The organism is Paenibacillus sp. BC26 (genome assembly GCF_900116125.1).
GTDB lineage: Bacteria > Bacillota > Bacilli > Paenibacillales > Paenibacillaceae > Paenibacillus_Z > Paenibacillus_Z lignilyticus.
Genome location: NZ_FPAD01000005.1, coordinates 539766 through 566298 on the forward strand (window position 1 = coordinate 539766; position 26533 = coordinate 566298).

15 protein-coding genes and 1 rRNA gene are annotated in these 26533 nt (G+C 52.1%); 14 read left to right on the plus strand and 2 right to left on the minus strand.

The features are described 5' to 3' along the window. The first annotated feature begins 43 nt into the window (after positions 1-43). The 3 genes from BM412_RS28360 (at position 44) to uvrA (ending at position 6591) form a co-directional block, all read left to right on the plus strand. Complete coding sequence (locus BM412_RS28360; RefSeq protein ID WP_256256626.1) at positions 44-1357, plus strand: PDZ domain-containing protein; 1314 nt, start codon at positions 44-46, stop codon at positions 1355-1357. A gap of 273 nt (positions 1358-1630) precedes the next feature. After that, a complete protein-coding gene (gene uvrB, locus BM412_RS28365) occupies positions 1631-3634 on the plus strand; it encodes an excinuclease ABC subunit UvrB (protein WP_091225045.1) in 2004 nt (667 codons plus the stop codon). A 71-nt stretch (positions 3635-3705) separates the two neighbouring features. Continuing rightward, positions 3706-6591: an excinuclease ABC subunit UvrA gene (gene uvrA, locus BM412_RS28370; RefSeq protein ID WP_091225046.1), complete on the plus strand. Its 2886-nt coding sequence runs from the start codon at positions 3706-3708 to the stop codon at positions 6589-6591. 148 nt (positions 6592-6739) lie between these two features. Here uvrA and BM412_RS28375 read toward each other — a convergent pair whose 3' ends face one another. Then, positions 6740-8350 (minus strand): nitrite/sulfite reductase, encoded by a 1611-nt coding sequence (locus tag BM412_RS28375; RefSeq protein ID WP_091225047.1) that lies wholly within the window; start codon positions 8348-8350, stop codon positions 6740-6742. A gap of 347 nt (positions 8351-8697) precedes the next feature. Between BM412_RS28375 and BM412_RS28380 the strand changes: the two genes are divergently transcribed. After that, a complete protein-coding gene (locus BM412_RS28380; RefSeq protein ID WP_091225048.1) occupies positions 8698-8910 on the plus strand; it encodes a hypothetical protein in 213 nt (70 codons plus the stop codon). A gap of 149 nt (positions 8911-9059) precedes the next feature. Here BM412_RS28380 and BM412_RS28385 read toward each other — a convergent pair whose 3' ends face one another. Further along, entirely contained in the window at positions 9060-10028 is a 969-nt protein-coding gene (locus tag BM412_RS28385; RefSeq protein ID WP_091225049.1) for a sugar phosphate isomerase/epimerase family protein, read from the minus strand. Between the two features lie 244 nt (positions 10029-10272). Between BM412_RS28385 and BM412_RS28390 the strand changes: the two genes are divergently transcribed. The 10 genes from BM412_RS28390 to BM412_RS28435 form a co-directional block, all read left to right on the plus strand. Beyond that, positions 10273-11388 carry a S1C family serine protease gene (locus tag BM412_RS28390; RefSeq protein WP_091225050.1) on the plus strand — a complete coding sequence of 372 codons (1116 nt, stop codon included), beginning with the start codon at positions 10273-10275 and terminating at the stop codon, positions 11386-11388. 34 nt (positions 11389-11422) lie between these two features. Next, entirely contained in the window at positions 11423-13318 is a 1896-nt protein-coding gene (locus BM412_RS28395) for a stalk domain-containing protein (protein ID WP_091225051.1), read from the plus strand. Positions 13319-13466: 148 nt separating this feature from the next. Continuing rightward, entirely contained in the window at positions 13467-16016 is a 2550-nt protein-coding gene (locus BM412_RS28400) for a U32 family peptidase (protein ID WP_091225052.1), read from the plus strand. 219 nt (positions 16017-16235) lie between these two features. Then, entirely contained in the window at positions 16236-18092 is a 1857-nt protein-coding gene (locus tag BM412_RS28405; RefSeq protein ID WP_091225053.1) for an AfsR/SARP family transcriptional regulator, read from the plus strand. Then, positions 18092-20263, plus strand: coding sequence for an ATP-binding SpoIIE family protein phosphatase (locus BM412_RS28410; RefSeq protein WP_218163194.1), 2172 nt, complete (start codon positions 18092-18094; stop codon positions 20261-20263). The genes BM412_RS28405 and BM412_RS28410 overlap by 1 nt, the downstream gene beginning before the upstream one ends. A 30-nt stretch (positions 20264-20293) precedes the next feature. After that, positions 20294-20662, plus strand: a complete 369-nt coding sequence (locus BM412_RS28415; protein WP_091225055.1) for an STAS domain-containing protein — start codon at positions 20294-20296, stop codon at positions 20660-20662. Between the two features lie 45 nt (positions 20663-20707). Further along, a complete protein-coding gene (locus BM412_RS28420) occupies positions 20708-21421 on the plus strand; it encodes a heptaprenylglyceryl phosphate synthase (protein WP_091225056.1) in 714 nt (237 codons plus the stop codon). Between the two features lie 204 nt (positions 21422-21625). Beyond that, the gene (pcrA, locus tag BM412_RS28425) at positions 21626-24001 is read left to right on the plus strand and encodes a DNA helicase PcrA (RefSeq protein ID WP_091225057.1); all 2376 of its coding nucleotides are present in this window, start codon (positions 21626-21628) and stop codon (positions 23999-24001) included. 29 nt (positions 24002-24030) lie between these two features. Then, on the plus strand, positions 24031-26073 hold the full coding sequence (gene ligA / locus BM412_RS28430; protein ID WP_256256627.1) for an NAD-dependent DNA ligase LigA: 2043 nt from the start codon (positions 24031-24033) through the stop codon (positions 26071-26073). A gap of 379 nt (positions 26074-26452) precedes the next feature. Further along, positions 26453-26533, plus strand: a 16S ribosomal RNA gene (locus tag BM412_RS28435); the annotation flags it as partial.

A 26533-nucleotide genomic window follows, 5' to 3' on the forward strand; every position in this document is an offset into this window, starting at 1 on the left:
TGATTACGATGCGGCAATGGTTTGCGAGAGGGAGTGAACGTTTTTGGAAGCGGCAATGGAATTGCTTCGGCAGGCGGGATCGGCGGCCATTGGACTGCTGCTATCTCCGTTTTATTATGTAGCGGTGCTTCTGATCATGCTTCAATATATGCGGCAGACAAGGATGGAGCGGAAGATGTTTCATGTCCGTCTTCAAGCTTGGCCGATTCAGCTTGGAAGAACGATCATAGCGGGACTGCTTGTTGGTGTATTGGTTTCTTGTATTAGTCTGTTTCTGGGTGTCTCGGTCACCGCGGATGCGGTGTTTTGGATGTGGGGGACGGCCGCCGTGCTTGTCATGATCCGTGTCAGATACTTATGTTTTGCTTATAGTGCAGGGTTGCTGGGCGTCTTGCAATGGGCGCTGGGCTGGACCGAGCTCGGAGATCGAAGCGACTGGATGGGTTCAGCGGCAGGTTCGCTTGCCGGCTTGGATATTCCGGGACTGCTCGTGCTGGTTGCGCTTATGCATGTGGCGGAAGCGCTGCTCGTGCGCTGGCAGGGAGCGCGGTTTGCAAGTCCGCTCTTCCTTGAAGGGAAGAGGGGCAAGCTTGTTGGAGGCCAAGCCCTGCAGGGCTATTGGCCGGTGCCGATACTGCTGCTTGTGCCCGCTGTATCCGGCGGAAGCGGGGATGTAGCCTTGCCATGGACGCTGCTGCTCGGAGATAGCAGCCAGTGGAGCAGCGGGTTTACGATGCTCGCTTTCCCGATGGTAATCGGCTTTTCGGAGCTGACACGTTCGCTGCTGCCGGCCGCGAAGGCGCGGAATTCCGCGAGAGGACTGCTATTCTATGGAATAATCACCGGAATCGTGGCTGTCGCAGCTTCCTTCTGGAGTCCGCTGACGCTTGCAGCTGCGCTTTGCGCATTACTGCTGCACGAGGCGCTCGTGGCGGTCAGTTATTTCAGAGAGGCGGCAAGCGCTCCGCTGTATGTGCATAACGATCAGGGCTTGCGTGTACTGGCAGTTATACCGGGCACACCGGCCGAATCGATGGGCATTCTGGTCGGTGAGATCATTCATAAGGTGAACGGCGTTCGTGTGAAGACGAAGGAAGAGCTGTATGGCGCTCTTCACGTGAACTCGGCTTTTTGTAAGCTGGAAGTGCTCAATTATGAAGGTCAAATCAAGTTTGCGCAGCGTGCGCGTTACGCCGGTGAGCATCATCAGCTTGGCGTTGTGCTCGCACCGGATGACAAAGCCGACTATTACGCGGCGGCGGCGCCTGCTTCCTTGCTTGATCTGCTCTGGCGCAAACGGACGGCGAAATCGAGGCAGCGTGCGGCGGCTTCATCTTCAACATCAGCGACATTATAGGAAGAGAAGATGTGCCTCGGCGCTGTCCTTTAATGGGCGGCCACCGGGGCATTTTTCATAGTGCGGTAAGTCCTTCCAACCCGGACAGGAAGTAGTAACCTTTCGTTGCAACTGCCTCCGTTAATCGGTATAATAAACATCATATGGGAACACATATTCTTATGCAAGAGTAAACGGAATGATTTTAGCAGACAATCTATTTTTTTCCTGTATATTGGGCATACAATTTAATAGGCATTTTCATAGAAGACGTAGGATTGGGGTGTAGGAGAAATGTTCGAGAAGCAAGGACAAGAGAAGCTCTTTCAGCTGAAATCGGATTATACGCCGCAAGGCGATCAGCCGAACGCGATTACGCAGCTGACGGCCGGAATTGAAGCGGGAGCGCATCATCAGACGCTGCTTGGTGCGACGGGCACAGGGAAGACGTATACGATTGCGAATACCATCGCCAAGCTGAACCGGCCGACTCTGGTTATCGCGCATAATAAGACGCTTGCCGCTCAGCTTTGCAGTGAGTTTAAGGAGTTTTTTCCGGATAACGCGGTCTCTTATTTCGTCAGCTATTATGATTACTATCAGCCTGAAGCCTACATCCCGTCCTCGGATACCTTTATCGAGAAGGATTCCAGCATAAACGATGAGATCGATAAACTGCGCCACTCCGCTACGAGCTCCTTGTTCGAACGTCGCGACGTCATTATCGTAGCGAGCGTATCGTGCATTTACGGTCTCGGTTCACCGATGGAGTACGGGAAGCTCGTGCTTAGTTTGCGGGTAGGGATGGAGAAGTCCCGCGATGCCATTCTTCATAAGCTCGTCGATATTCAATACCAACGCAATGATATTAACTTCATTCGAGGCACGTTCCGTGTGCGCGGAGACATTATAGAGATTTTCCCTGTAGCCAATAATGAACGGGCGATGAGGGTCGAATTGTTCGGCGATGAGATTGAACGCATTACGGAGATTGACGTATTGACCGGTGAAATTGTCGGTGAACGCGATCATGTCGCGATCTTCCCGGCTTCCCACTTCGTTACCCACGAGGATACGATGAAGGTGGCCATTAAGAACATCGAGGCGGAGCTTGAAGAACGGCTTGCCGAGCTTCGCGAACAAGGGAAGCTGCTGGAGCTGCAGCGGCTGGAGCAGCGGACGCGTTACGATCTCGAGATGATGCAGGAGATGGGCTTCTGCAGCGGGATCGAGAACTACTCCGGTCCGCTAACGTTCCGGGAGCGGGGAGCAACGCCTTATACGCTGATGGATTACTTCCCGGATGATATGCTCGTCGTCATTGACGAGTCTCACGTAAGCATTCCGCAGATCCGAGCGATGTACAATGGTGACCGTGCGCGTAAAGAAGTACTGGTCGATCATGGCTTCCGACTTCCTTCTGCAATGGATAACCGTCCGCTTCGTTTCGAAGAGTTCGAAGATAAAGTAAAGCAAGCGATCTATGTATCCGCAACGCCGGGACCTTATGAGCTGGAGAAATGCCCTACAATGGTGGAGCAGATTATTCGTCCTACCGGTTTGCTGGATCCGATTATCGAAGTGCGCAAGACGAAAGGCCAGATCGATGATCTGCTTGTCGAGATTCGTGATCGCATTGCCAAGGATGAACGTGTTCTGGTCACAACACTGACGAAGAAGATGTCAGAGGATTTGACCGACTACATGAAGGATGTCGGCATTAAGGTTCGCTACCTGCACTCCGACATTAAGACATTGGAACGGCTTGCGATATTGCGTGATCTGCGTATTGGCGTCTTTCATGTTCTGGTCGGGATTAACCTGCTTCGGGAAGGCTTGGATTTGCCGGAGGTCTCGCTTGTATCCATATTGGATGCGGACAAGGAAGGCTTCCTGCGTTCGGAGCGGTCGCTTATTCAAACGATCGGCCGCGCAGCGCGTAACTCCGATGGCCGTGTTATTATGTATGCAGATAAGATGACTGACTCTATGACGAAGGCAATCGATGAGACGAATCGCCGCCGTACGATCCAAATTGCTTATAACGAGCAGCACGGCGTTACACCTACGACCATCCGTAAGAAAGTGCATGACATTATTGAAGCGACGAAGTCCGCGGAGCAGAAGAACGATTTCTTGTCGGGCGTCGGCGTCGAGAAGATGTCCAAGAAGGAGCGTCAGTCGCTGCTGCAGCGTTTGGAGGCCGAGATGAAGGAAGCGGCCAAGAGCTTGCAGTTCGAGCGTGCGGCAGAGCTTCGCGATGCGCTGCTTGAGCTTAAAGCAGAGCTGGGCATGTAGGGCGGTTTGGAGCTATAGATAGCTTACGAAGTCGAATATAGTTCGTGCTATATTCTTAGGAGGATTAAACAGTGGCCAGTGATTCCATCGTAATTAAAGGGGCGAGAGCCCATAATTTGAAGAATATCGACGTGACGATTCCACGCGATAAATTTGTCGTGTTGACCGGGCTCAGCGGCTCCGGTAAATCCTCGTTGGCGTTTGATACGATTTACGCCGAAGGTCAGCGCCGATACGTCGAATCGTTGTCCGCTTATGCGCGTCAGTTCCTCGGACAAATGGAGAAACCGGATGTGGATTCTATCGACGGTCTTTCTCCGGCAATCTCCATCGACCAGAAGACAACGAGCCGCAACCCGCGTTCGACAGTCGGAACGGTAACGGAGATCTATGATTATTTGCGTCTCTTATTTGCGCGTGTAGGGAAACCTCATTGCCCGGAGCATGGGATCGAAATTACTTCCCAGACCGTGGAGCAAATGGTAGACCGGATTATGGAATACCCGGAGCGGACGAAACTGCAGATTCTGGCACCGATCGTCTCGGGGCGGAAAGGCGAGCATTCCAAGCTGCTGGCTGACGTGCAGAAGCAAGGTTTTGTTCGTGTGCGCGTCAATGGCGAGCTGCGCGAGCTTAGCGATAAGATCGAGCTTGAGAAGAACAAGAAGCACAATATCGAGGTCGTGGTCGACCGTATTGTCGTGAAGAGCGACATTCACAGCCGTCTTGCCGACTCGCTCGAGACAGCGACGAAGCTGTCGGGCGGTCAAGTGCTCGTTGATGTCATGGAGAAGGAAGAGCTGTTGTTCAGCTCTAACCTTGCATGCCCGGCCTGCGGATTCAGCATTGATGAGCTTGCACCGCGGATGTTCTCGTTTAACAGCCCATACGGCGCTTGTCCGGATTGTGACGGATTAGGTGCCAAAATGATCGTAGATCCGGATCTGCTCGTGCCCGATGCAAGCAAATCGATTGAAGAAGGTGCCTTCGAAGCATGGGCAGGCAGCACATCGAACTACTACCCGCAATTCCTTGAGGCAGTATGTGTTCACTACGGCATTCCGCGGGATGTACCTGTAAGCGAACTGACTGCGGATCATATGAAGAAACTATTGAACGGTACAGGCGGGGAGCGTGTGCGGTTCCGTTATGAGAATGACTTCGGTCATTCCAAGGAAGCGCTCGTGCCCTTCGAAGGGATTATCAACAACTTGGAGCGCCGTTATCGGGATACGGGATCTGACGGCATCCGTGAACATATCGAACAATACATGAGCGCTAAGCCATGCGCGGGCTGCAAAGGACATCGTCTGCGTAAAGAAAGTCTTGCCGTAACGATTGGCAGCCAGAATATATCGCATGTGACTTCGCTCTCCATCGGGGACGCGGATCGTTTCTTCAACGCTCTTGAACTGACCGAGAAGGAGAAGCTGATCGCGAACCTCATCTTGAAGGAAATCAACAGCCGCCTTGGCTTCCTGGTTAATGTCGGATTGGAGTATTTATCACTCAACCGTGCTGCGGGTACACTCTCAGGCGGTGAGGCGCAGCGTATTCGATTAGCTACGCAGATCGGTTCGAGTCTGATGGGCGTCCTCTATATCCTGGATGAGCCTAGCATCGGACTGCATCAGCGCGATAACGATAAGCTGATCCAGACGCTGGAGCATATGCGCGATCTAGGTAATACGCTAATCGTCGTAGAACATGATGAGGATACGATGCTGGCATCCGACTACATCATCGACATTGGGCCGGGCGCAGGTATCCATGGTGGCCAAGTGGTCTCGATGGGAACACCGGCAGAGGTGATGGCGGACGAGCAATCGCTGACAGGCGCGTATCTGAGCGGCCGCAAGTTCATTCCGGTTCCGCTGACTCGCCGTTCCACAAGCGACAAGTGGCTGGAAGTGAGAGGCGCGAAGGAAAACAATCTTCGCGGCGTGAATGCGAAGTTCCCGCTTGGCGTCTTTACTGCAGTAACAGGCGTTTCCGGTTCGGGTAAGTCGACGCTTGTGAATGAAATTCTCTATAAAACACTCGCCCGCGACCTGAACAAAGCGAAGGTCCGTCCAGGTGAGCATAAGGAAATCCGGGGACTTGAGCATATCGAGAAGGTCATCGATATCGATCAATCGCCGATCGGCCGTACGCCGCGTTCGAACCCAGCTACGTATACCGGCGTGTTCGATGATATTCGCGATCTGTATGCCTCGACGAATGAAGCCAAGGTGCGCGGCTATAAGAAAGGCCGTTTCAGCTTCAACGTGAAAGGCGGCCGCTGCGAATCCTGCCGCGGAGATGGCATCATCAAGATCGAGATGCACTTCCTGCCCGATGTTTACGTGCCTTGCGAGATTTGTAAAGGCAAACGGTACAATCGGGAAACGCTCGATGTGAAATATAAAGGCAAGAGCATTGCGGAATTGCTGGAAATGACGATTGAGAACGCTACGGAGTTCTTCCGCAATGTGCCGCGTATCCACCGGAAGCTGCAGACGCTGCTTGATGTTGGCCTTGGCTACATGAACCTGGGTCAACCGGCAACGACGCTGTCCGGAGGCGAAGCGCAGCGCGTGAAGCTCGCAGCCGAGCTGTATCGCCGCAGCACAGGCAAGATGCTGTACATCCTTGATGAGCCGACAACAGGACTGCACGTTGATGATATCGATCGTTTGCTGGTTGTCTTGCACCGTCTTGTGGATTCGGGTGAATCGGTACTTGTTATCGAGCATAATCTCGACGTCATCAAGACAGCCGACTACCTGCTGGATCTAGGTCCGGAAGGCGGTAATGGCGGTGGTGCCATCGTAGCAACCGGTACACCTGAAGAAGTAGTGAAAGTTGCTGGCTCTTATACAGGCCGTTACTTGAAGCCGATTCTGGAGCGTGACCGTGAACGTACGATTGCACAGCAGCGAGAAGTACAAAGCGTTGCTGCAGGCATCGAAGAATAAGTGACAAACAATAAGCCCCTTAGCGCTACAGAGGCGATCTGCCGAATGGATAGATTTCGGCAGGTCACCGGTGTAGCCTTAGGGGCTTTCTTTCTTACTCCGAACACAAAATAACGGCCCGAAGGATTATCCTTCGGGCCGTTAACCATTAGCTTGCCAAAATAGCAGTGAGTTTCTCCTGGAACGCCGGTACGCCTACACGTTTCACGAAGTTGTGGAACGTTTCGCCGGATTCGCGGTCTTCTTTGTAGAACAGCAGCAGCTGTGCAAGCACGCCGCCAAGGTCGTCGCCTTTGACGCGGCCTTTCAGCGATTCGTTAAACTTAGCGCCCGGTCCAAGAATACCGCCAACAGCGATATCAAATGCATCGACCATGCCTTCAGGCGTTTTCACGAGAGCACCTTGCAGACCGATGTCGGCAATATGCTTCTGACCGCAAGCGTTCGGGCAGCCGATGAAGTGAATGCGGATTTTCTCATCCAGCTCCACTCTCTCATCGAGGTACTCTGCAACGCGGCGAGCGCGTTCTTTGGTTTCTACGACTGCCAGGTTACAGAACTCGTTACCCGTGCAAGAAACGGTACGGCTCATGAACGGCTTCGCGCTAGGGGAGAGACGTTTCAGAACTGGCAGTTGGAGAGCAGCTTCCACTTTATCGTCCGGAACGCCGGCTAACATAATGTTTTGCGACATCGTTGTACGGATCGTTCCGTCACCGAACTCGTCTGCCGCATCGGCAAGCTGTTCCAGCTCATCGGAATTCGTCCGACCTACCGGCACGTTAAGACCGATAAAGTTCAGTCCTTGCTGCTTCTGCGGGAATACGCCATCATAATATACCGCGTTCCAGCCAACGATCTTGCTTTCGCCTGCAGTTGGCATTTCCCCGATAATTTCGATGAGCTTCTCTTGGAATTTCTCAGGACCCCAGTCCGCCATCAGGAACTTCAAGCGAGCTTGGTGACGCTTCTCGCGGTAGCCGAAGTCACGGAAGATCGTAGTAACGCCGATCGAAACCTTAAGCACTTCCTCAGGACGAACGAACATGTCCAGTTCTTTCGCAAGATGAGGCTTCGCGGACAAACCGCCGCCGACATATACATGGAAGCCGATAACTTCTTCTCCATCAATGACCTTAGTTGCAGGCGTGAATGCGATGTCATTAATCTCTGCATGGGCATTGTTATAGATGTTAGAAGAAATGGACATTTTATATTTGCGAGGCAAATTGGAAAAATCACGGTTCATGAGGTAGAAATCATTCACTTGCTCAACAAGCTCACGAGTATCCATCAGCTCATCCGGATCGATTCCGGCAAGCGGGTTACCGACGATCGTACGCGGGCAGTCGCCGCATGCTTCGTAGGAGTACAAGCCCACTGCTTCAAGGCGGTTAAAGATATCCGGCAGATCTTCGACTTTAAGCCAGTGGTATTGAATCGCTTGACGCGTCGTTACATCAATTAGATCACGACCGTAATCGCGGCCGATGGAAGCAATTGCACGTGCTTGTGCGGATGTGATAATACCGGTGTTGATCCGGATACGCATCATGAAGTAGCCTTCACGGGGCTTCTGCTCATAAACGCCGGCCCATTTGAAACGGTTCATATCGTCTTCGGGAATGGAAGCATATCCTTCCTTCGAATACTTGTCGATGATGGTGCGAATTACATCCAGACCGTCTTTTTCCATTTTAATAAATTCAAATTTATTTAATTTGGAAGGGTCATTCATCCATACGGCTTCATATGCCATTGCTTCGTTCCTCCTAGGAATGTTATGCTCGGTTTGCTCTGCTCTAAAGGGTCCGAAAATCCGACGATTTCCGTATGAAATTACTATTATGAATGGTAACATAATTCAAACCATGCGACAATGAGAAGCAAAGGGACAACTATAAGGATTATTTATAAGTAACAAAGGCTCTGATTATAATGAATGCACCATCATCAAAATATAAGAAAGTATTTCCGTTCGCGATCCTTTACTTCTATGAATGGTGACAAACTTGTTACGATTCTCGTTTGTGGCTTGCATCGAGTTCGTGATGAGGCTAACATAAGTAATATAGGCTAGGTGCGAAAATAAGGAGGTCTTCACCAATGTTTCTTGCTGAAAAAGTAGCAACAATTGCAAAATTCGATCCTATGGATATTATGATGCTGTTGTTCACAATCGTTATTTTCATCGGCTGGGTTCGTCTGCTCATGGCTCGCCCGAAGAAAAATGTATTCGCAATCGGATTTACAACCGTATCGTTGCTCGTATTCCTGTTCGCGAACTACGTTATGATTTTCAAAGTCTGGCTGCAGTAATCGCTGGCAGCCGTACCGATATAAGCCGCTTCGGCTCTTGCGCACCGTGTGCAAGAAGGCCGAGCGGCTTTTTTTGTGCACATATTCAAAACTTAACCCAAAAAACAAAAAAACGCCGGCCATAATGGCCGGCGTTTCTTCGGTATGGATTAAACCCACCACATCTCGCCAAGCGGCTCTTTGATGAGGATGGATTGCAGGTTTTGAACAGCTTTCGTGAAGCCTTCGTCAACGGACATCAGGCCGTCTTCGTGCTCGATGCTGACAACGTAGTCGTAGCCAACAAGACGTAGTGCGCTGATGATGTCAGCCCATACTTTCATATCATGACCGTAACCAACTGTGCGGAACTGCCAAGCGCGGTCAAGCATCAGTGCATAAGACTGCATGTCCGTTACGCCGTGCTTGTTCACGTTGTTCGTATCGATCGTTGTATCCTTCGCATGGAAGTGGTGGATCGCGCCGGCACGTCCAAGAATATGGATCGCTTGTACCGGATCGATTCCTTGCCACCACATGTGGGATGGATCAAGGTTAGCGCCGATTGCATCGCCGCAAGCTTCACGCAGGCGAAGCAGCGTTGCAGGGCTGTGAACGGAGAAGCCGCCGTGCAGCTCCAGACCGATTTTGACATTGTTTTCTGTAGCAAGCTTCGCGATCTCGCTCCAGTAAGGGATGACTTTTTCTTCCCACTGCCATTTCAAGATGTCTTGGAAATCGTTTGGCCATGGTGCAACCGGCCAGTTCGGATATTTTGCATCCTCATGGTCGCCAGGGCAGCCGGAGAATGTGTTTACAACAGAAACGCCAAGCTTGTTAGCAAGTACGATCGTTTTGCGGATGACGGCATCATGCTCGCTTGCGATCGCTTTTTGCGGGTGAAGCGGGTTTGCATGGCAGCTAAGTGCGCTGATCGTCAAGCCGCGGGAAGCAATCGCATCTTTGAATGCTTTGAGTTTGCTTTCGTCAGCAAGCAGTGTGTCAGGATCGCAGTGCGCGTTGCCTGGGTAGCCGCCGGTGCCGATTTCAATAGCATCCAAACCCTTCGATGCGATGTAGTCCAAAGCATCTTCAAATGATTTCTGTGCGAATAGGACAGAGAATACGCCGAGTTTCATACGTGTATAGTTACCTCCCAAATGGATATGTATTGCGAATGGCATTACTTATTATAGCATGGGCAGAAGACAAGGTTAAGATTCAACGACCCCAATGCCAAAAAAGCATAGTAAGTGGACAAAAACTGACTTCTTGCAAAGCATATTCCCCTAATTGTTAGTTTTGGTTAAATATAGTAGAATCATGCTAGTGTTACTAGAGTTCGTACTAAAGTACTAGCAGCGAGAAAGTAGGAGGAGTCAGATGGGACGAAGAGGGTGGCGATTGGCATTTGCCGTGATAACGGCAGGAGCACTGTTAACGACCGGTACCGCAATTGCAGCAGGAGGCTCCACGACCACCGCACTAGATGCGAAGATCATTAATGGAGAGGTTTATGTAAAGGCGAGTGCGATGACGCAAGCGCTCGGCGGCACCGGAGTCTATGATTCGAAGACACACAGCTATGCGTACACGCCTAAATCGCAGATACCCGATGTCATCAAGAAAGTTTCCCCGTCCGTTGTAGGCATCATCGGGAAGCCGACGGAAATTGGCGATTCGAATCGATTTGCATTAGCGCATGGAACAGGCGTCATCTGGAAGGCGGATGGCTGGATTGTGACGAATGCCCATGTCGTGAAGGATATGCAGAACATCGTAGTCGTAACTGCGGATGGCAAGCAGTATGCGGGCAAGCGGGTTAACATCGATGAGACGAGCGACTTGGCTCTTGTCAAAATCAATGCCACGAAGCTGAAACCGGCGACCTTCGCTTCAGTGCCTCTTCAACTGGAAGTAGGGGAGCCTGTAATCGCGATTGGTACGCCTGTATCGTTTTCGCTTCGAAATACCGCAACAACCGGCATTCTGAGCGGGATGAATCGTTCCATTGCGTCCTACTACAAGCTGCTTCAGACCGATGCCGCGATCAATCCCGGCAATAGCGGTGGACCGCTTGTGAACGCGAAGGGCGAGGTAATCGGCATTAATTCGCTCAAATTTGTCAGCGATGGCGTCGAAAGCCTGGGCTTCTCCATTCCGACGGATACCGTGCGTTATGTAGTCAATCAGTTCTTTAAATACGGTAAAGTGAAACGACCGTCGCTTGGCGTTGAGCTTCAAGAAAGCTGGTCCGCCATTGTCGGCTTGCCGACAACCGAACCGCTTGAAATCGAATCGGTATGGAGCGAGGGTGCCAAGAAGGGAAATCTTCACCCCGGCGATCAGATCTATTCCGTAGGTGGCAAGCAAGTGGCTTCAATAGTTGAGGTTAACGAACTGCTCAAAGGTTATTTGCCGGGACAGCAGATCGAAATCATGATCCAGTCGGAAGGCGACCTTATTACGAAGAAAATAACGCTGACTGAAACCAAATAATACCTACCAACTCATAAGGGAGACTTCACTTACTATGAAGAAGAAATTGCTGGCAATCCTCATTACGGCTTGTATGTTATTCGCACTTATGCCGATCGCCGCAGGAGCGGCAGCAGAGGCGCTGGTCATCAAGCTGGCGATCGGAAGCCCGACATTATCCGTTAACGGCAGCACGTCCACCATTCAGAAGCCATTCAAGCTGAACGGTACGACCATGGTTCCGCTAAGTGTCATTACTAAAGCTTTCGGAGCCGGCTTAAAGCTGGAGAACAATAAAATCATTACGCTCTCTTATAATTCTACCAAGGTTGTCCTGACCATCGGCAGCAAAATCGTCAAGGTTAACGGCGCACCGGTCACCTTGACGGCAGAACCGAAAATCGTGAACGGCGTTACAATGGTTCCGCTTCGCGTCATCGTATCGGCATTTGGCGCCAAGCTGACGCTGAGCGGCAATCAAATCACGATTAACGGCGTTAAAGCCAACGCTTCGGGCACATCAACGGGCTCAAACACCGGCGGTATTAACTCGGATGCAGGCAAAACGAAGATAGGCGACAGCTATTATGGCTGGACGATGAACTATCCTTCGGATTTGGTGCTTAGCTATCAATCCGATAACGGAAGTGCAACACAATGGACTTCCGCGCAGGATGACCGTCGCGTCGCTGTGTTTGTGGAAGACGTGGATCAGGCCTATACCCGTGAAGAACTTCGCGATCATATTATGGGATATTTCGCTGAAGGTGAGTTTTCGGTTGAGAAGAAGACAATAACCATTGGCGATCTAAGTATAGAACGGATTGTCAGTAAAGATCGGGATGGCTTTTTCTTCGATAACCGTGCCATCCAGGTCGGTACCCGTATCTACTTCGTTGCGGTAGGCGTTAAAGCTGATTCGCGCGATAAACTGGATCCTTATCAAGATCTCTTAAATAGCTTCAAACCATCTTTCGCGGCAAATGATGGCAGCCTCAAAGATATTACGAAGGTTAAAGACGGTTACATGACGGCGATTAATAAGGATTACGGGTTGTCGGTCGCACTCCCGGTGGATTGGCAGCGTGATAATGAAGCTTCGACACCGACTTTCAATAGTGAAAATGGCTACTTGAACTTCGAGGTTAGTTCTTTGAAAGCAGGGGACACGGCTCAAGCGTGGCTGAAACGGATTGAAGCGAAACTGCAAGAGGAATTCCAGCCCGAGTATCTGCGGAACATCGATGAATCAACCATTGTATTGGCCGATGGGATTGCACAAGTGTTGAGCTTTGAGTACACCCTCGATAAGAAAAGCTGGAAAAAAGTTCATGATGTTCTCTTGGTTACAGGTTCGCATAAATATGAGATCAATTATTATTCCTGGAATGAAGATGCCTCAGTAGGGGATGCGTTATATCGCAAAATCGTAGGCTCTGTTAATATCGATACAAATTATATCGAGAAGAACTTCAGCGAATTAGAGGATTCCGAAGAGCTGGAGAAAATGACGGTTCAGAAAACAAGCAAGAAGTACGGTTATTCCATCAAGCTGCCGCAGAACTGGAAAAGCGATCAGAAGGATTTTGAGAAAGAAGCTGTCGTCTATTCCATTCCATACGGCATTTTCGAGATTGACATCCTGACTGATTTCTCTGCTTCCGATTATGCTTCGTCTGCGCAGCAGTTTTACTCTACTGATGCCGATATGGTGAAACTAGGCGCCCAATTGCGTACCAACACAACGACGACCCTCGCTAACGGGCTGTCTGCCAAGAAAATTGTGGTGGATTTTACGAAGTCGGATGCACCGCAAACAGGTGTTTACTATGTGGTAGAGAAAGACGGCATTACTTATGTCCTGTCTTATGTCATCATGCAAGCAAGTGACACGGAGAGCAGCCGCAGTAAACTTGAGGAAGTTATTAACTCCTTCGCATTCAAAAATTAAAGAATCGTACACGTCGCGCGCCGCTTCCAACCGGAAATATTTCGGAGGGGAGCGGCTTTTGCGTAGGGCGTTCGCTTTTGTTTAGGCCAAAGCTCTGGTACACTTAAAACAAATAAGTGATTGATAGATAAGGATGGCGGAAGTCAAGATGGTAATGATCAAGCGGCAAGATGTCGAACTGCTGGCACCGGCCGGCGATTGGGATTGTATGAGGGCAGCTGTGGCAAATGGAGCCGACGCTGTTTTTTTTGGCGTAGAGAAGTTTAATGCACGGGCACGGGCGAACAATTTTCATACGGACGAGCTGCCGGAAATTATGGCTTTCCTGCACAGCTATGGCGTTAAAGGATTTCTGACCTTTAATATATTGGTATTTGAAGAAGAGCTGAACAGCGCGAAGCAGCTGATCGAAGCTTGTATCGATGCAGGCGTGGATGCGGTTATCGTGCAGGATCTCGGACTGGTGAAGCTCATTCGGGAGCTGTCGCCGGATTTCCCGATCCATGGCTCGACGCAGATGACGATTACGTCACCGGAAGCGGTAGAGTTCACGAAACCGTTCAATATCGAACGCGTCGTGCTTGGCCGGGAGAATAACTTAAAGCAAATTAAGACGATCGGCGAACAAGCGAAACTTCCAATGGAAGTGTTTGTTCATGGTGCTCTATGTGTATCGTACTCCGGTCAATGTTTGACTTCGGAGATGTGGGGCGGCCGTTCGGCCAACCGCGGCGAATGCGCGCAAGCTTGCCGACTTCCGTATGATCTGATGGTAGATGGCGAGCAGAAGCTGATGGGCGATGTTACTTATCTGCTTTCTCCGAAGGATCTTGCAGCTGTTGAGCTTGTACCGGAACTGATCGAAGCGGGAGTCGCGTCTTTCAAAATCGAAGGTCGTCTCAAAAGCCCTGAATATGTAGCCAACGTGGTGAGCAAATACCGCAAGGCCATTGATAAATATTTCGATGGGGATCGTTCTGCCCCTTCGAAGGAAGATTTGCGCGAGCTGCAGCAGAGCTTCTCGCGCGGGTTTACGCATGGCTTCTTAACCGGCACCAACAACAAGAAGCTCGTGGAAGGCACATTCCCGAAGAGCCGCGGCGTCTATCTGGGACGCGTGGAGCGGGTGCTTCGCGATGCGGTTGTCTGCCGAATCGAAGCGCCGCTTAAACGCGGCGACGGGATTGTATTCGACGCGGGGGATCCGACGAAGAAGGAAGAGGGCGGCCGTGTCTACGATTTGCGCAGACAAGGCACGAAGTTCGAAGGTGAAGCACAAGAGGGCACCGTGATTGAACTGGTGCCGGGGCGTAATGATATCGATCTGCGCAAGGTTCATGTAGGCGATCGGGTTTGGAAAACAAACGATCCGGCGCTGGACAAACGTCTTCGTGCTTCGTATGAAACCGAGAAGCCTTACCGCGTATTCCCGCTGCATGTGAAAGTGTCCGGCGAGCTGGGACAGCCGCTTCGCACGTGGTGGACGGATGTCGAGAAGGGCAATACGGTTGAAATTGCCTCCGAGCTTCTGCTTGAGCACGCGGAGAAACGTCCGATGGATCAAGCGCTGCTCGAAGAGCAATTGGGCCGCCTAGGCGGCACGGTGTATCAGCTCGAGGCGCTGGAGGTCGACCTGCAAGGCGACCTCATCGTGCCGATGCGCGAGCTGAACCGGATGCGCCGCGAAGCGGCCGAGGCTTTGGCGGGCGAGCGGCCGAAGCCGCCCGTGTATGTGAAGCGCGCCGTCGAGGTTTACGACGACGTGCGCAGTCGCGGCGCGAGCGAAGGCAGCGCCGCTGCCGGTGGCGAGCTTGCGGCCGCAGGCCGCGGCGCTGGGGCCAAGCTGACGGTGCTCTGCCGCAGCTTGCCGCAGCTAGAAGCTGCGGTGCGCTCCGAGAAAGTCGGCATGGTTTATGCCGATTTCGAGTTCATCAAGCAGCTTCCCGCTGCGATGGAGCTTGCGCGGAGCGCGGGCAAGCCGATTGGGCTGGTGACGCCGCGGATTCATATGCCGAACGAGAACGGCTACCATGCGAATATTTTGAAGCTGAAGCCGGATGCCGTACTGGTACGGAATACAGGTGCGCTGTATTACTATTTGCGGGCGCGCGCTTCCAAACCGAATGAGCCGTTCCCAACGTTGATCGGGGACTTCTCGCTGAATATCGCCAATCATAAAGCTGCGGATCTGTTCTTCGATGCCGGCTGCAGCCTGGTAACACCGTCCTACGACTTGAACGTACAGCAAATGTTTGATTTGCTTCGCAACAGCGATACGTCGCGCATGGAAGTCGTGATCCATCAGCATCTGCCGATGTTCCATACGGAGCATTGCGTGTACTGTACGTTCCTCAGCGAAGGCACGGATTTCACCAACTGCGGCAGACCGTGCGAAGATCGCCGCGTGTCGCTGCAAGATCGCATCGGGATGTCTCATCCGGTTCGCGTCGATGAAGGCTGCCGGAATACGGTCTACAACGCCATCGAGCAGTCAGGCGCTGAGTACATCAAACAATTTGGTGATCTTGGCGTAGCCTCTTTCCGGATCGAGTTTCTGGAAGAGACCGCTGACAAAGTGGATGAGGTTATTGAGCTGTACAGCGACGCCATCGCAGGACGAATCGGCGGTACGCAAGTATGGCGCAGCTTGAAAGCCATTAATCAGCTCGGCGTTACAAGAGGTCAGCTGGTCAAATAAATACGCAGAGGGGCAGCTATATGGCGGCCTCTCTTTTCTTATATAGTCTTTATTTCCTACTCGTCCCTTACAAATTTCTTTCATTTTTCGACAGTCAGGGAGGTTTTCGGGATTGGGGGGCGAATAGTAGCATTAATTCATGTTGTGTATATTTGGTGCCGATATGTCATTTGTACCAATCGGAACTCGAGAATAAGATGGGCTTGGTGAGGATAACCAATGAAACAACCTAACAAGGTGAAGAGCAACCAGGACGGTTGGCTCATGGAAGTATTGAAAGCGGAACAGACGATTCTGGATGGCCAAATGCCCGCTATTACGCAATTATTGGCTATTCCGGCTGATATAAGAATGAAATCGCCGCTGCTGCTTCGCGCTGAATGCGAGGACGGTTTGCTTCGGGGGCGGTTAATCGAAACCAAGCAAAGACTGGAAGCGGCGCTTCGAGGTTTTGCCGCGCAAGCGGATGATTCCTCGATGCTGACGATGATGGCGATGCTGGGTCTATTGTATGAGCAGGTAGGCGATAAGCAGGAGTCCAAGCCTGTAATGGCATTGCTGGCACAAGAGTGGGAACGGAACCCGGAGAATTGCAGCGGGTTTGTACCGTGGGCACTGGCCCATGCGGCAGCCAACGGCTCCGCGAATTATGACATGGCCCAGCGTCTCTTTATTATGTCCGCTGAGCGCTTCAGAGAAGAAGGCAAGCCGGTTTGGATGGGGTTTGTGCTGCTCGACCGGCTGTTGTTTGATCCGCTCGAGAAGGAGCATCCCGATTGGCAGCTATGGCTGCATTGGCTCAAGCGCCATATGGCGAACAACCCGTCAGGCGCGGTGTTGGTACATTTGCTGACGAGCAAAGAGCCTGGCGCGGAGCTGTGCGCGATGCTCCCGGAACGTTTTGCTTATTTGAGCAAAGCCATTCTGATGCAGCAGCCGGATGAGAACCTGCCTGCCGATTTGACGGAGGACATCGAAAACACGATCTTCGCCAGCGGAGCTCGGCTGAAACGGCTGCTTCAAGAGGGGCAGCTTGCTCAAGCGGAACAATTCTATCCGAAGCTGGATCGGCTGCGCAAACTAGTCTCCACGCCTGCGATTGACCGATTGGCGGCAGAGCTCAAGCAGTCCATGCAAGAACAGGCGAATGTGGAAGCGCACACGATCACGTTCTTTGCGCAAGAACAAATTCAACAACAGCAGCTAACCGAGTTGGATCAGCAACTTGGTGCCGGGCTGCTTATAAAAGATGACATACAGCAGAGCGCAGAGCCGCTGCCTGCACGCGACAACGATCAGGACAACGATAATGAGCACGCGGCTGAAACGGCAGCGGCCAAGTGGCGGGTACAGCTCATTGACGGGATCAGCTTCAGCACGCCGGAAGGCAAACTGGCTGAACCGATATGGAAGCGGCGCAAAGCCGGAGAATTATTCGTCTATTTATTGCTTCAACCGGGTTGCAAGGCGAACAGAGAGCAGGTCATCGAACGGGTTTTCGGTGAAGGCGATCCCGCTAAACGCTCCAATCAGCTTTATGTCACCCTTCACGACTTACGCTCCTCCTTGAAAGAGCTCGGCATGCCGGAAGATCTTGTGTATGCCAAACGCGGCGTCGTAGGCATCACGGAGTTAACCTTTGAAGCCATCGATGTGGAAAGCTACCTGACGCTCTCTCGTGTCGGCGACCAGCTCTGGATGGATGACCGCGAAGAGGCATGCCGCTTGTATGACAAGGCATTGCCGCTCTACGGCCTGCTTGGAACGGAGCTTCCCTATGCCGAATGGCTTGAGCGGGTCAGGGAGCAGCTCTTGGACCGACAGACGAATATGATTAAGCGAATCGCCGGTTATTACGGTGAATTGCATGACGAGGCAAGAGTGGAGCAATGCTTAGCCGAATGGATTGCACTGCGGCCCGAACAGGAAGAAGCGTACGAGGCCATGATTCGGCTTTGCTTGCGCGGAGACCGGAGAATCGAAGCGATCGGCTGGTACCGCCGCTTAGAGCGCGTGTGCAAAGAGGAACTTGGCAGTGAACCGCTTGAAGAGGTTAGGAGCCTGCTATGGAATTGATGACGACCAAAAGTAAGAATCGGCCTTCCTATGCGGGACGCTCGCTGCTTAATCGGCTGTTGCTCATTTATGTCATCGCGCTTCTGCTCAGTCTAATGATTTTGCGTGCGGAAACCATGTTGGTCTCGCACTTCGAAGCGATGTTCCCTTTTCCGTTTATCGTGAACGTGCTTGGGGCGGTTATGCTTGCGGTCCTTCTTGTTTGTGCGTCGGCATGGCGGCTGCAGCCGGTCATAAGGGAGCTCCAGGAAGATGCGTCATCTTCCACGGGGAGGGGTATACAACGGGACAACGGTTTGACGAGTACGGCTCTCATTCGGTTGTACCGGATGCCGTACGAGCTTCTGGTCAGTGTGCTGCTGCTCGGATTGTTGATCTCGGCAAGCTTTCATTTGGCCGATATTATCCAGGTGTGGAATGATGAAGACAAAGGCGAATATATCGATTGGCTGCAATTGACCGGCATTATGGCGGGGGAGCAAAGTCTCATCATGACGGTGGCACTCGTGCTCTTCACTTCCGTGCGTCGGCTGTTTCGTCCTTATATGATGAAGCTCCAGCCGCTTTCCGGCAGCTTTGACGGACGGGCTTCGGTTTCGCAACCGCTTGTTATTACGTACACTTGCACGTTTCTCGTAACGATTCTGAGTCTGTTTCAGCTGGCCATAGTGACAGCAAGACCGCATGAATCGATGGAGCCCTACAAATTCGGACTGATTGCCTTGTTTTATTTCGTAATCGGCTTAAGTTTGTTCAGTTATGTGACGATGCAATTTAGGCAGGAGCTGCGAGGCTTGATCCGGGATATTCGGGGTCTTGTCGGCGGAACGGATATCCGGCATGCCCATACGGCGCCTGTTGTTCATGATGAGGCCGGGGAGCTTGCGGTGGCGTACAGCGAGCTGCAGAATCGGATTAATCGGGAATATGAATCACTGGAGCGGGAATTGAAAATGGCTTACAATGTGCAACAGAAGCTTCTTCCGCCCGGAAATCTAACGATAGGCGCTTATCACATTACAGCACGGTGCCAATCGTACCGCGAGGTTGGCGGGGATTTCTTCGATGTGGTGTCGCTTGGCCCGAGCCGGTTTGCGGTCATGATCGGTGATGTGTCAGGCAAAGGCTTGCCCGCGGCACTCATTATGTCGGCGCAGCTGCTCGTATTCCGCTCTGAAATTCGGAGAAACGGCAGCCCTTCGGAAGTGCTTGCCCGCATGAACCGGCAGCTATGTGAAGCGATGGGGGAAGAAGGCTGTGTTTCCATCGGTGTAGGCGTCATCGATTTAACTAATAATAAGGTGCAATATGCCAGCGCGGGACATCTGTCTCCATACATCATTGCCAAGGACGGGCAGTTCACCGCGATTGAGTGCAGTTCGCTTCCGATCGGGATTGACCCTGAGGCTGTCTATGAGGAGAAAGAGTTACAGTTGAAGGACGGAGATCGATTCCTGCTGTATACGGACGGATTAATTGAGGCGATCGACCGAACCGGCAAAATGTACAGCTTCGAAGGACTGGAAGCGGAGATAGCCACTTGGGAATCGGAAGGCGATTTGTCTGCCGTCGTGGATGAATGGCTCTCGCGTGTCGATCAGGCATGCGGACCGGGTCAAGACGATCGCACCGTCGTAGTTCTGGAGCTTGCGGGCGAATATCGCAGCGCGCTGGATAAATTGGATATTCCGCGGGGCGATTACGGAGACGTAGCGGCTGCCTTTGACAATCCGTTTATGACGCGCGAGTGGTCCTTGCGCAGCAAGCTTGGCGAGGAGCGGATTATCGCCTTGAAGCTGGGAGATTGGATTCAAGAGAGATGGCCGGAATGCGGGATTAAAGAGGATGTCCAGAGCGCCGTGTGCGAAGCGATGATCAATGCGATTGAACATGGCAACAAGCTGCAGCCGAATACATACGTTACCGTCATCGCCCAAATCGGCGGCATGCTGTCCGTTTGCCGCATTTATGATGAAGGCGGCGGCTATTATCCTAGGCTCTCCCGAGATGAAGCGGAGATGCGCAAGAAGCTGGAATCGGAGGACCCAAGAGGCTGGGGACTGGTTATGATTGATTCCTTGGCTGATTATTGGACAACAGGCCGGGATGAGCGTGGATTTTATACAGAGCTTTATTTTATGAGAAAATTACAAACGGCTTCTAGCGGATAACGGATGACCTGGACAAGGAGGCTTGAGAAGATGAGCGAACAACCATTGCAAATTGAAACGCGGAAATTCCCAAGCGGGATGGTACTGAAGTTGGAAGGCGATTTGAGCAAGGCGGCCGAGGGGAAGCTGATCGCGGGTTTCGAACAAGAATCGGAGCTCGGCCGAAGCATCCGTTTTCTGGCGCTGGATCTGACGAAAGTCGATTATATAAACAGCGGCGGGATGGCTGTACTGATCCGGCTCGCTCGGATGGGCAGCAAAGCCGGCGTACATACTTTCGCATGGGGCATTACGCCCCATTACGAGAAGCTGTTCCGCATGGTAGGATTAACGGAGTTTATGATGATTTATCCCAATGAATTTGCCGTTATGCAGCGAATCGAGGCGCTTGAGCTGTAGTCTGGCTTAAGGATGGCAGGATATCTAGATTAGGCGGAGGGCAACATGGAACTGCAATCGGCAATTTATAAAGAATGGCGGCATGTATTTAAGCTGGATCCGGAACGTGAAATCAGCGATGAGCGGCTCGATGCCATCTGCATGTCCGGAACCGACGCTATCATCGTGGGCGGATCAAGCGGGGTTACGTTTGACAATACCGTTGATCTGATGTCGCGAATTCGCCGGTATGAGGTGCCCTGTGCGCTTGAGGTGTCGAATGAAGAGGCCGCGGTGCCGGGATTTGACCATTATTTCATCCCGCTTGTGCTGAATACCGATAAGGCGGAGTGGCTCGCAGGCAGACAAATACAGGCGTTGCGTAAGTTCGGGGCCTTCATCCCCTGGGAGAACACCTCGGCAGAAGGGTACCTGATTTTGAATGAGGAAGCTCAAGCGGCGAAGCTTACAGGGGCTCAGGCAGGGCTTGATTCCGAGATGGTCGCTGCTCACATTTATATGGCAGATCGCTTGATGCATTTACCTGTAATCTATATGGAGTACAGCGGCAAGTTCGGCGACATGGAGCTTGTGAAGCGGGCCTTTGGGCTCGTGACGGGAGCAAGGTTGTTCTATGGCGGCGGCATTGACGATGCGGCAAAAGCAAGACAGGCGGCAGCGGCAGCGCATACGGTTATCGTCGGCAATGTCATCTATGATGATCTGGAGGCGGCGCTGTCAACGGTGGAAGCCGTTTTAGCTACGGAACTGCCCAAGTAAAGCAAAGCAAAGGTTATCGGAAATGAACAAGAACGGCTTCGAAACGAATCGGCTGATGAATGAACACGCGGATCGTCATTTCGGAGGCCGTTTTTATTTGCAGGAAAATGATTGCAATCTGCCCGGTTGTAATTGACACCGTCATGGCGGTTGTCTAGACTGAAGTAAGGCGAACAAATGCGAACAAAGGGGTTTATTTTCTCTATGTTAAACGAATTCAGCATCGACCAGGCTGTTCAGAAACTGAACGCGCCTCAGCGTGCAGCTGTGCAAGCAACAGATGGGCCGCTGCTCATCATGGCAGGAGCGGGAAGCGGCAAGACGCGCGTGCTTACGCACCGTATTGCATACTTAATCGAGAAGAAGCGAGTAGCGCCATGGAGCATCCTGGCGATTACCTTTACCAATAAAGCATCACGAGAAATGCAGCAGCGCGTAAGTGCGCTGGTCGGTAATGCCGGTCAAGATATTTGGGTATCGACCTTCCACTCGATGTGCGTGCGTATCTTGCGCAGAGACATTAACCGGATCGGCTTTACGAACAGCTTCTCCATCTTGGATTCCGCCGATCAGCTGTCGGTCATCCGCAACTGTATGAAGGATCTTAATATCGATACGAAGAAGGTCGAGCCGAAGAGTGTGCAGGCCGCACTCGGCGGGGCGAAGAATGAGCTGATTTCTCCGGAGCAGTTCGAGCTGAAGATCGGGGATTATTTTGACGGCATCGTCTCTAAGGTGTATACCGCTTATCAGAAGCGTCTGAAGAGCAACAACTCGCTGGACTTCGACGATCTCATCATGAAGACCATCCAATTGTTCAAGGACGAGCCGGATGTTCTTGCCTTCTACCAGAACAAATTCCGCTACATCCATGTCGATGAGTATCAGGATACGAACCGAGCGCAATACATGCTGTGTAACATGTTAGCCAGTAAACATCACAATCTTTGCGTTGTAGGGGATAGCGACCAATCGATTTACCGTTGGCGCGGCGCGGATATTACAAATATCTTGAACTTCGAGGAAGACTATCCGGAAGCGCAAACGATAATGCTGGAGCAGAACTATCGTTCCACTTCGAATATCTTGAACGCAGCCAATGCGGTTATTAAGCTTAACAGCAGCCGGAAGCCGAAGAAGCTGTGGACGGATCAAGGCGAGGGTGAAGCGATCACCGTTTACCAAGCAGACACGGAGCATGATGAAGGGTATTTCGTGACAGGAGCCATTCGCAAACATGTGAGCGGCGGCCGGAAGTTCGGCGATCATGCGATTCTTTACCGGACGAATGCGCAATCACGGGTTATAGAGGAAACGCTCATTAAATCCGATATTCCGTATCAAATCGTCGGCGGCGTAAAGTTCTATGATCGCAAAGAGATTAAGGACTTGCTCGCGTACTTGCGGCTTGTTTCCAATCCGGATGATGATATCTGCTTCCAACGGATTGTCAATGTCCCTAAGCGGGGAATCGGCGATACGACAGTTGCGAAGCTGTTTGACGAAGCGGGGCTGCGCGGAATCTCGGTCTTTGCGCTGCTGGAGCAATTGGACTGGCTTGATCTGACAGGGCGTGCTCGCACGGCGCTTGCGGAATTCCGCGATATTATTGATAACTTAACGCGCATGGTCGAATACCTGTCCGTAACAGAGTTGACGGAGAAGGTATTGGAACTTAGCGGCTACCGCGAGGAGCTGCATCGTGAGAATACGCTGGAATCGAAAGCTCGCTTAGAGAATATCGACGAGTTTCTCTCTGTAACGCAGGACTTTGAGAAGCGTAATGAAGACAAATCATTGGTGTCCTTCCTAACGGATCTTGCCCTAATTGCAGACATCGATTCTATGGATAAAGACGAGCCGGATGGCGGCGTGAAGGATGCTGTCGTGCTGATGACGATGCACAGCGCCAAGGGACTCGAGTTTCCGATCGTATTCATTATCGGGATGGAGGAAGGTGTATTTCCTCACAGTCGGGCAATGAATGATAACGAAGAGCTGGAAGAGGAGCGCCGGCTTGCCTACGTTGGGATCACGCGCGCGGAGAAGCAGCTTTATCTGACAAGCGCGCGGATGCGTACGCTGTTTGGTCGGACGAATGCGAATATGCCTTCGCGATTCCTTAAGGAGGTTCCGGATGAGCTGAAGACGGATGCGTCCGCAACCGGACGCGGACGTCCGGCAGGCGGCGGCATCGGATTTGGCTCGGGAAGCCGAGGTACCGGAGGTTTTGGCGCAAGCGGCGCCGGAGCTTCGGGTTCAACGGGCTTTGGTTTCCGCAGCGGTGTGCCGTCTCCGGCAGCACGCTCGGGATCGCTGTCCGGAGCGGGCAGTAACAGCAGCGGTGTTCGGGTTACCTCGCCCATGGATGCGGCGCGCGCGGCATCAGGCGCAGCGGCAGGAGCGGGAGCAGGCGGCGAGTTTGTGGCCGGCGATAAAGTATCGCACGGCAAGTGGGGCATCGGCACGATTGTTTCCGTCCGTGGTACCGGCAATGACAAGGAGCTTCAAATCGCATTCCCGGCTCCGGTTGGACTGAAGAAGCTGCTTGCGAGCTTTGCACCGATTACGAAGGTATAAGTAATTTGAACGAGAGAGGGAGAACGTCTATGACGACTGCGATGGAACCGGGATCTAATATCGAGCCGATGAAGCTTGCGAGAATGCGCGAGCTGATTGACCTCATTGCGGAGCACAATCACAACTACTACACGCTGGATCGGCCGACGATCAGCGACAAACAGTGGGATGAGCTATACGACGAGCTGGTACGCTTGGAGCAGGAGACAGGCAGCCTGCTCCCGGATTCGCCTACGCAGCGTGTAGGCGGCGATATCTTGAAGGGCTTCGAGCCTCATCGTCATCGCGCCCGGCTCTGGAGTCTTGATAAAGCGCAGGACACCGAGGATCTGCTCGCTTGGAATACGCGGGTGAAGAAAGCAATCGCAGATTATAACACCAAGAATCCGAGTGAAACGCCGCTGCCCGAACCCGGTTATGTCATCGAGCTCAAATTTGACGGTCTTACGCTTAATTTGACTTACGACGGGGGGAACCTCGTGCAAGCATCGACTCGCGGCAACGGTGTTGTTGGCGAGGGGATTCTCGCGCAAGTGAAGACGATTCGTTCTATTCCGCTGACCATTCCGTTCAAGGACGGCATCATTGAGGTTCAAGGCGAAGGCATTATGAATCTGTCCGTGCTTGAAGCTTACAATGTAGCGGCCGTCGAGCCGCTCAAGAATGCGCGTAATGCAGCAGCGGGCGCGCTGCGCAACCAGAATCCGCGGATTACGGCGGAGCGGAAGCTGAACGCGTTCTTCTATAATATCGGGTACGCCGAAGGCGTATCTTTTGAACAGCACGCACAGATGATCCAATTCCTGAAGGATAACCGGTTTAAGGTTAATCCTTATACGACCTACTGCACGACGATCGAAGAGGTGCAGGCAGAGCTGGAACGCGTTGCCGAAGGACGCGGAGAGCATGACTTCCTCATCGACGGTGCAGTCGTGAAGCTGACGGACATGCGGACGCGCGAGGCGCTCGGCTATACGGATAAATTCCCGCGCTGGGCTGTCGCGTTTAAGTTCGAGGCGGAAGAGACCACGACGATCTTGGAGTCCGTTTCCTGGGAAGTGGGTCGTACCGGCAAAATCACGCCGGTCGCACGCGTCGAGCCAGTCGATCTCGCAGGCGTTACGGTACAGAACTGTACGCTTAACAATATCGGTGATATCGAACGCAAGAATCTCAAATTCGCGCTGGGCACCCATGTAATAATCCGTCGCTCCAACGACGTCATCCCGGAGATTCTGGGCAAAGCCGACGATGAGCCCGGCGTAGAAATCATAGCGCCGACCGAGTGCCCTTCCTGCGGAACGCCGCTGGAGATGCGCGGGGCGCATCTGTTCTGCAACAATAAGCTTGGCTGCAGACCGCAGACGATCGGCCGGATTACCCATTTCTCGTCCCGTGATGCGATGGATATCGAATCATTCAGCATTATGACGGCGGAGCAGCTGTTCGACGAGTGCGGCGTTCGCGACCCTGCGGATCTCTATTCTCTGACCTATGAGCAATTGATCGGCCTTGATCGCTTCGGTGATCGTAAGGCACGCAAGCTGCTCGATGCGCTTGAGAAATCCAAAGATCGTGATCTCGCAGCGTTTCTATTTGCTCTAGGTATCCCGAATACAGGCAAAGCGACAACGAAGATGCTCGCGGACCATTTCGGCAGCTTAAGCGCTGTAAGGGCCGCAACAGTAGAGGAACTCATAGGGCTACCTGACGTAGGCGGCATCGTTGCGGAAAGCATCTATACGTATTTTAGCGATCCGATTATCTCGGAGAGCTTGGATCGTATGTTGGCGCTTGGCGTTAAAGCGGAGGCGGAGCAGCAAGAGGCTGCGCGGACGGACAGCATATTCAGCGGCAAAACCGTCGTGCTTACGGGAACGCTTTCCCTGATGACGCGCGATGAGGCGGCGAAGAAGCTGGAGGCGCTCGGTGCGAAGATCAGCGGCAGCGTGTCTAAGAAGACGGACTTCGTCATCGCCGGTGAAAGTGCGGGCAGCAAGCTTACGAAGGCGCGCGAACTTGGAGTAACCGTTATTGAGGATGAAGAAGAGCTGCTTAAGCTATTGCAGTAATTAGTGTGGTAAACGATTAGGAGCATGAATTCTACGCAGGCTGTAGAGGGTATGCTCCTTTGTCATTTTTTACAAGTTGCATTGGGTTTTCGGATGTGTTAAATTATTTCTTGTCGCTTCTGAGACATACGGCAACAACAACATACAGCTTTCGACAGAAAGCAAGAAAGTTGTTGACACATGATGACGAAGCTGGTAACATAATCACTTGTCACCACGAAAGTGAGACAAACAAGTTCTTTGAAAACTGAACATATGAATCACGTCAGATTCAACAAATGTTTTATAAATCGCGAAACATAACGTTTCGCAAAGCTAGTTTTTTGAATGAGCTACCAAGCGAATTCTTAAAAATGGCCAAGCCTTCGGGCTTACCACTTTTATGGAGAGTTTGATCCTGGCTCAGGACGAACGCTGGCGGCGTGCCTAATACATGCAAGTCGAGCGGAGTTATTCCTTC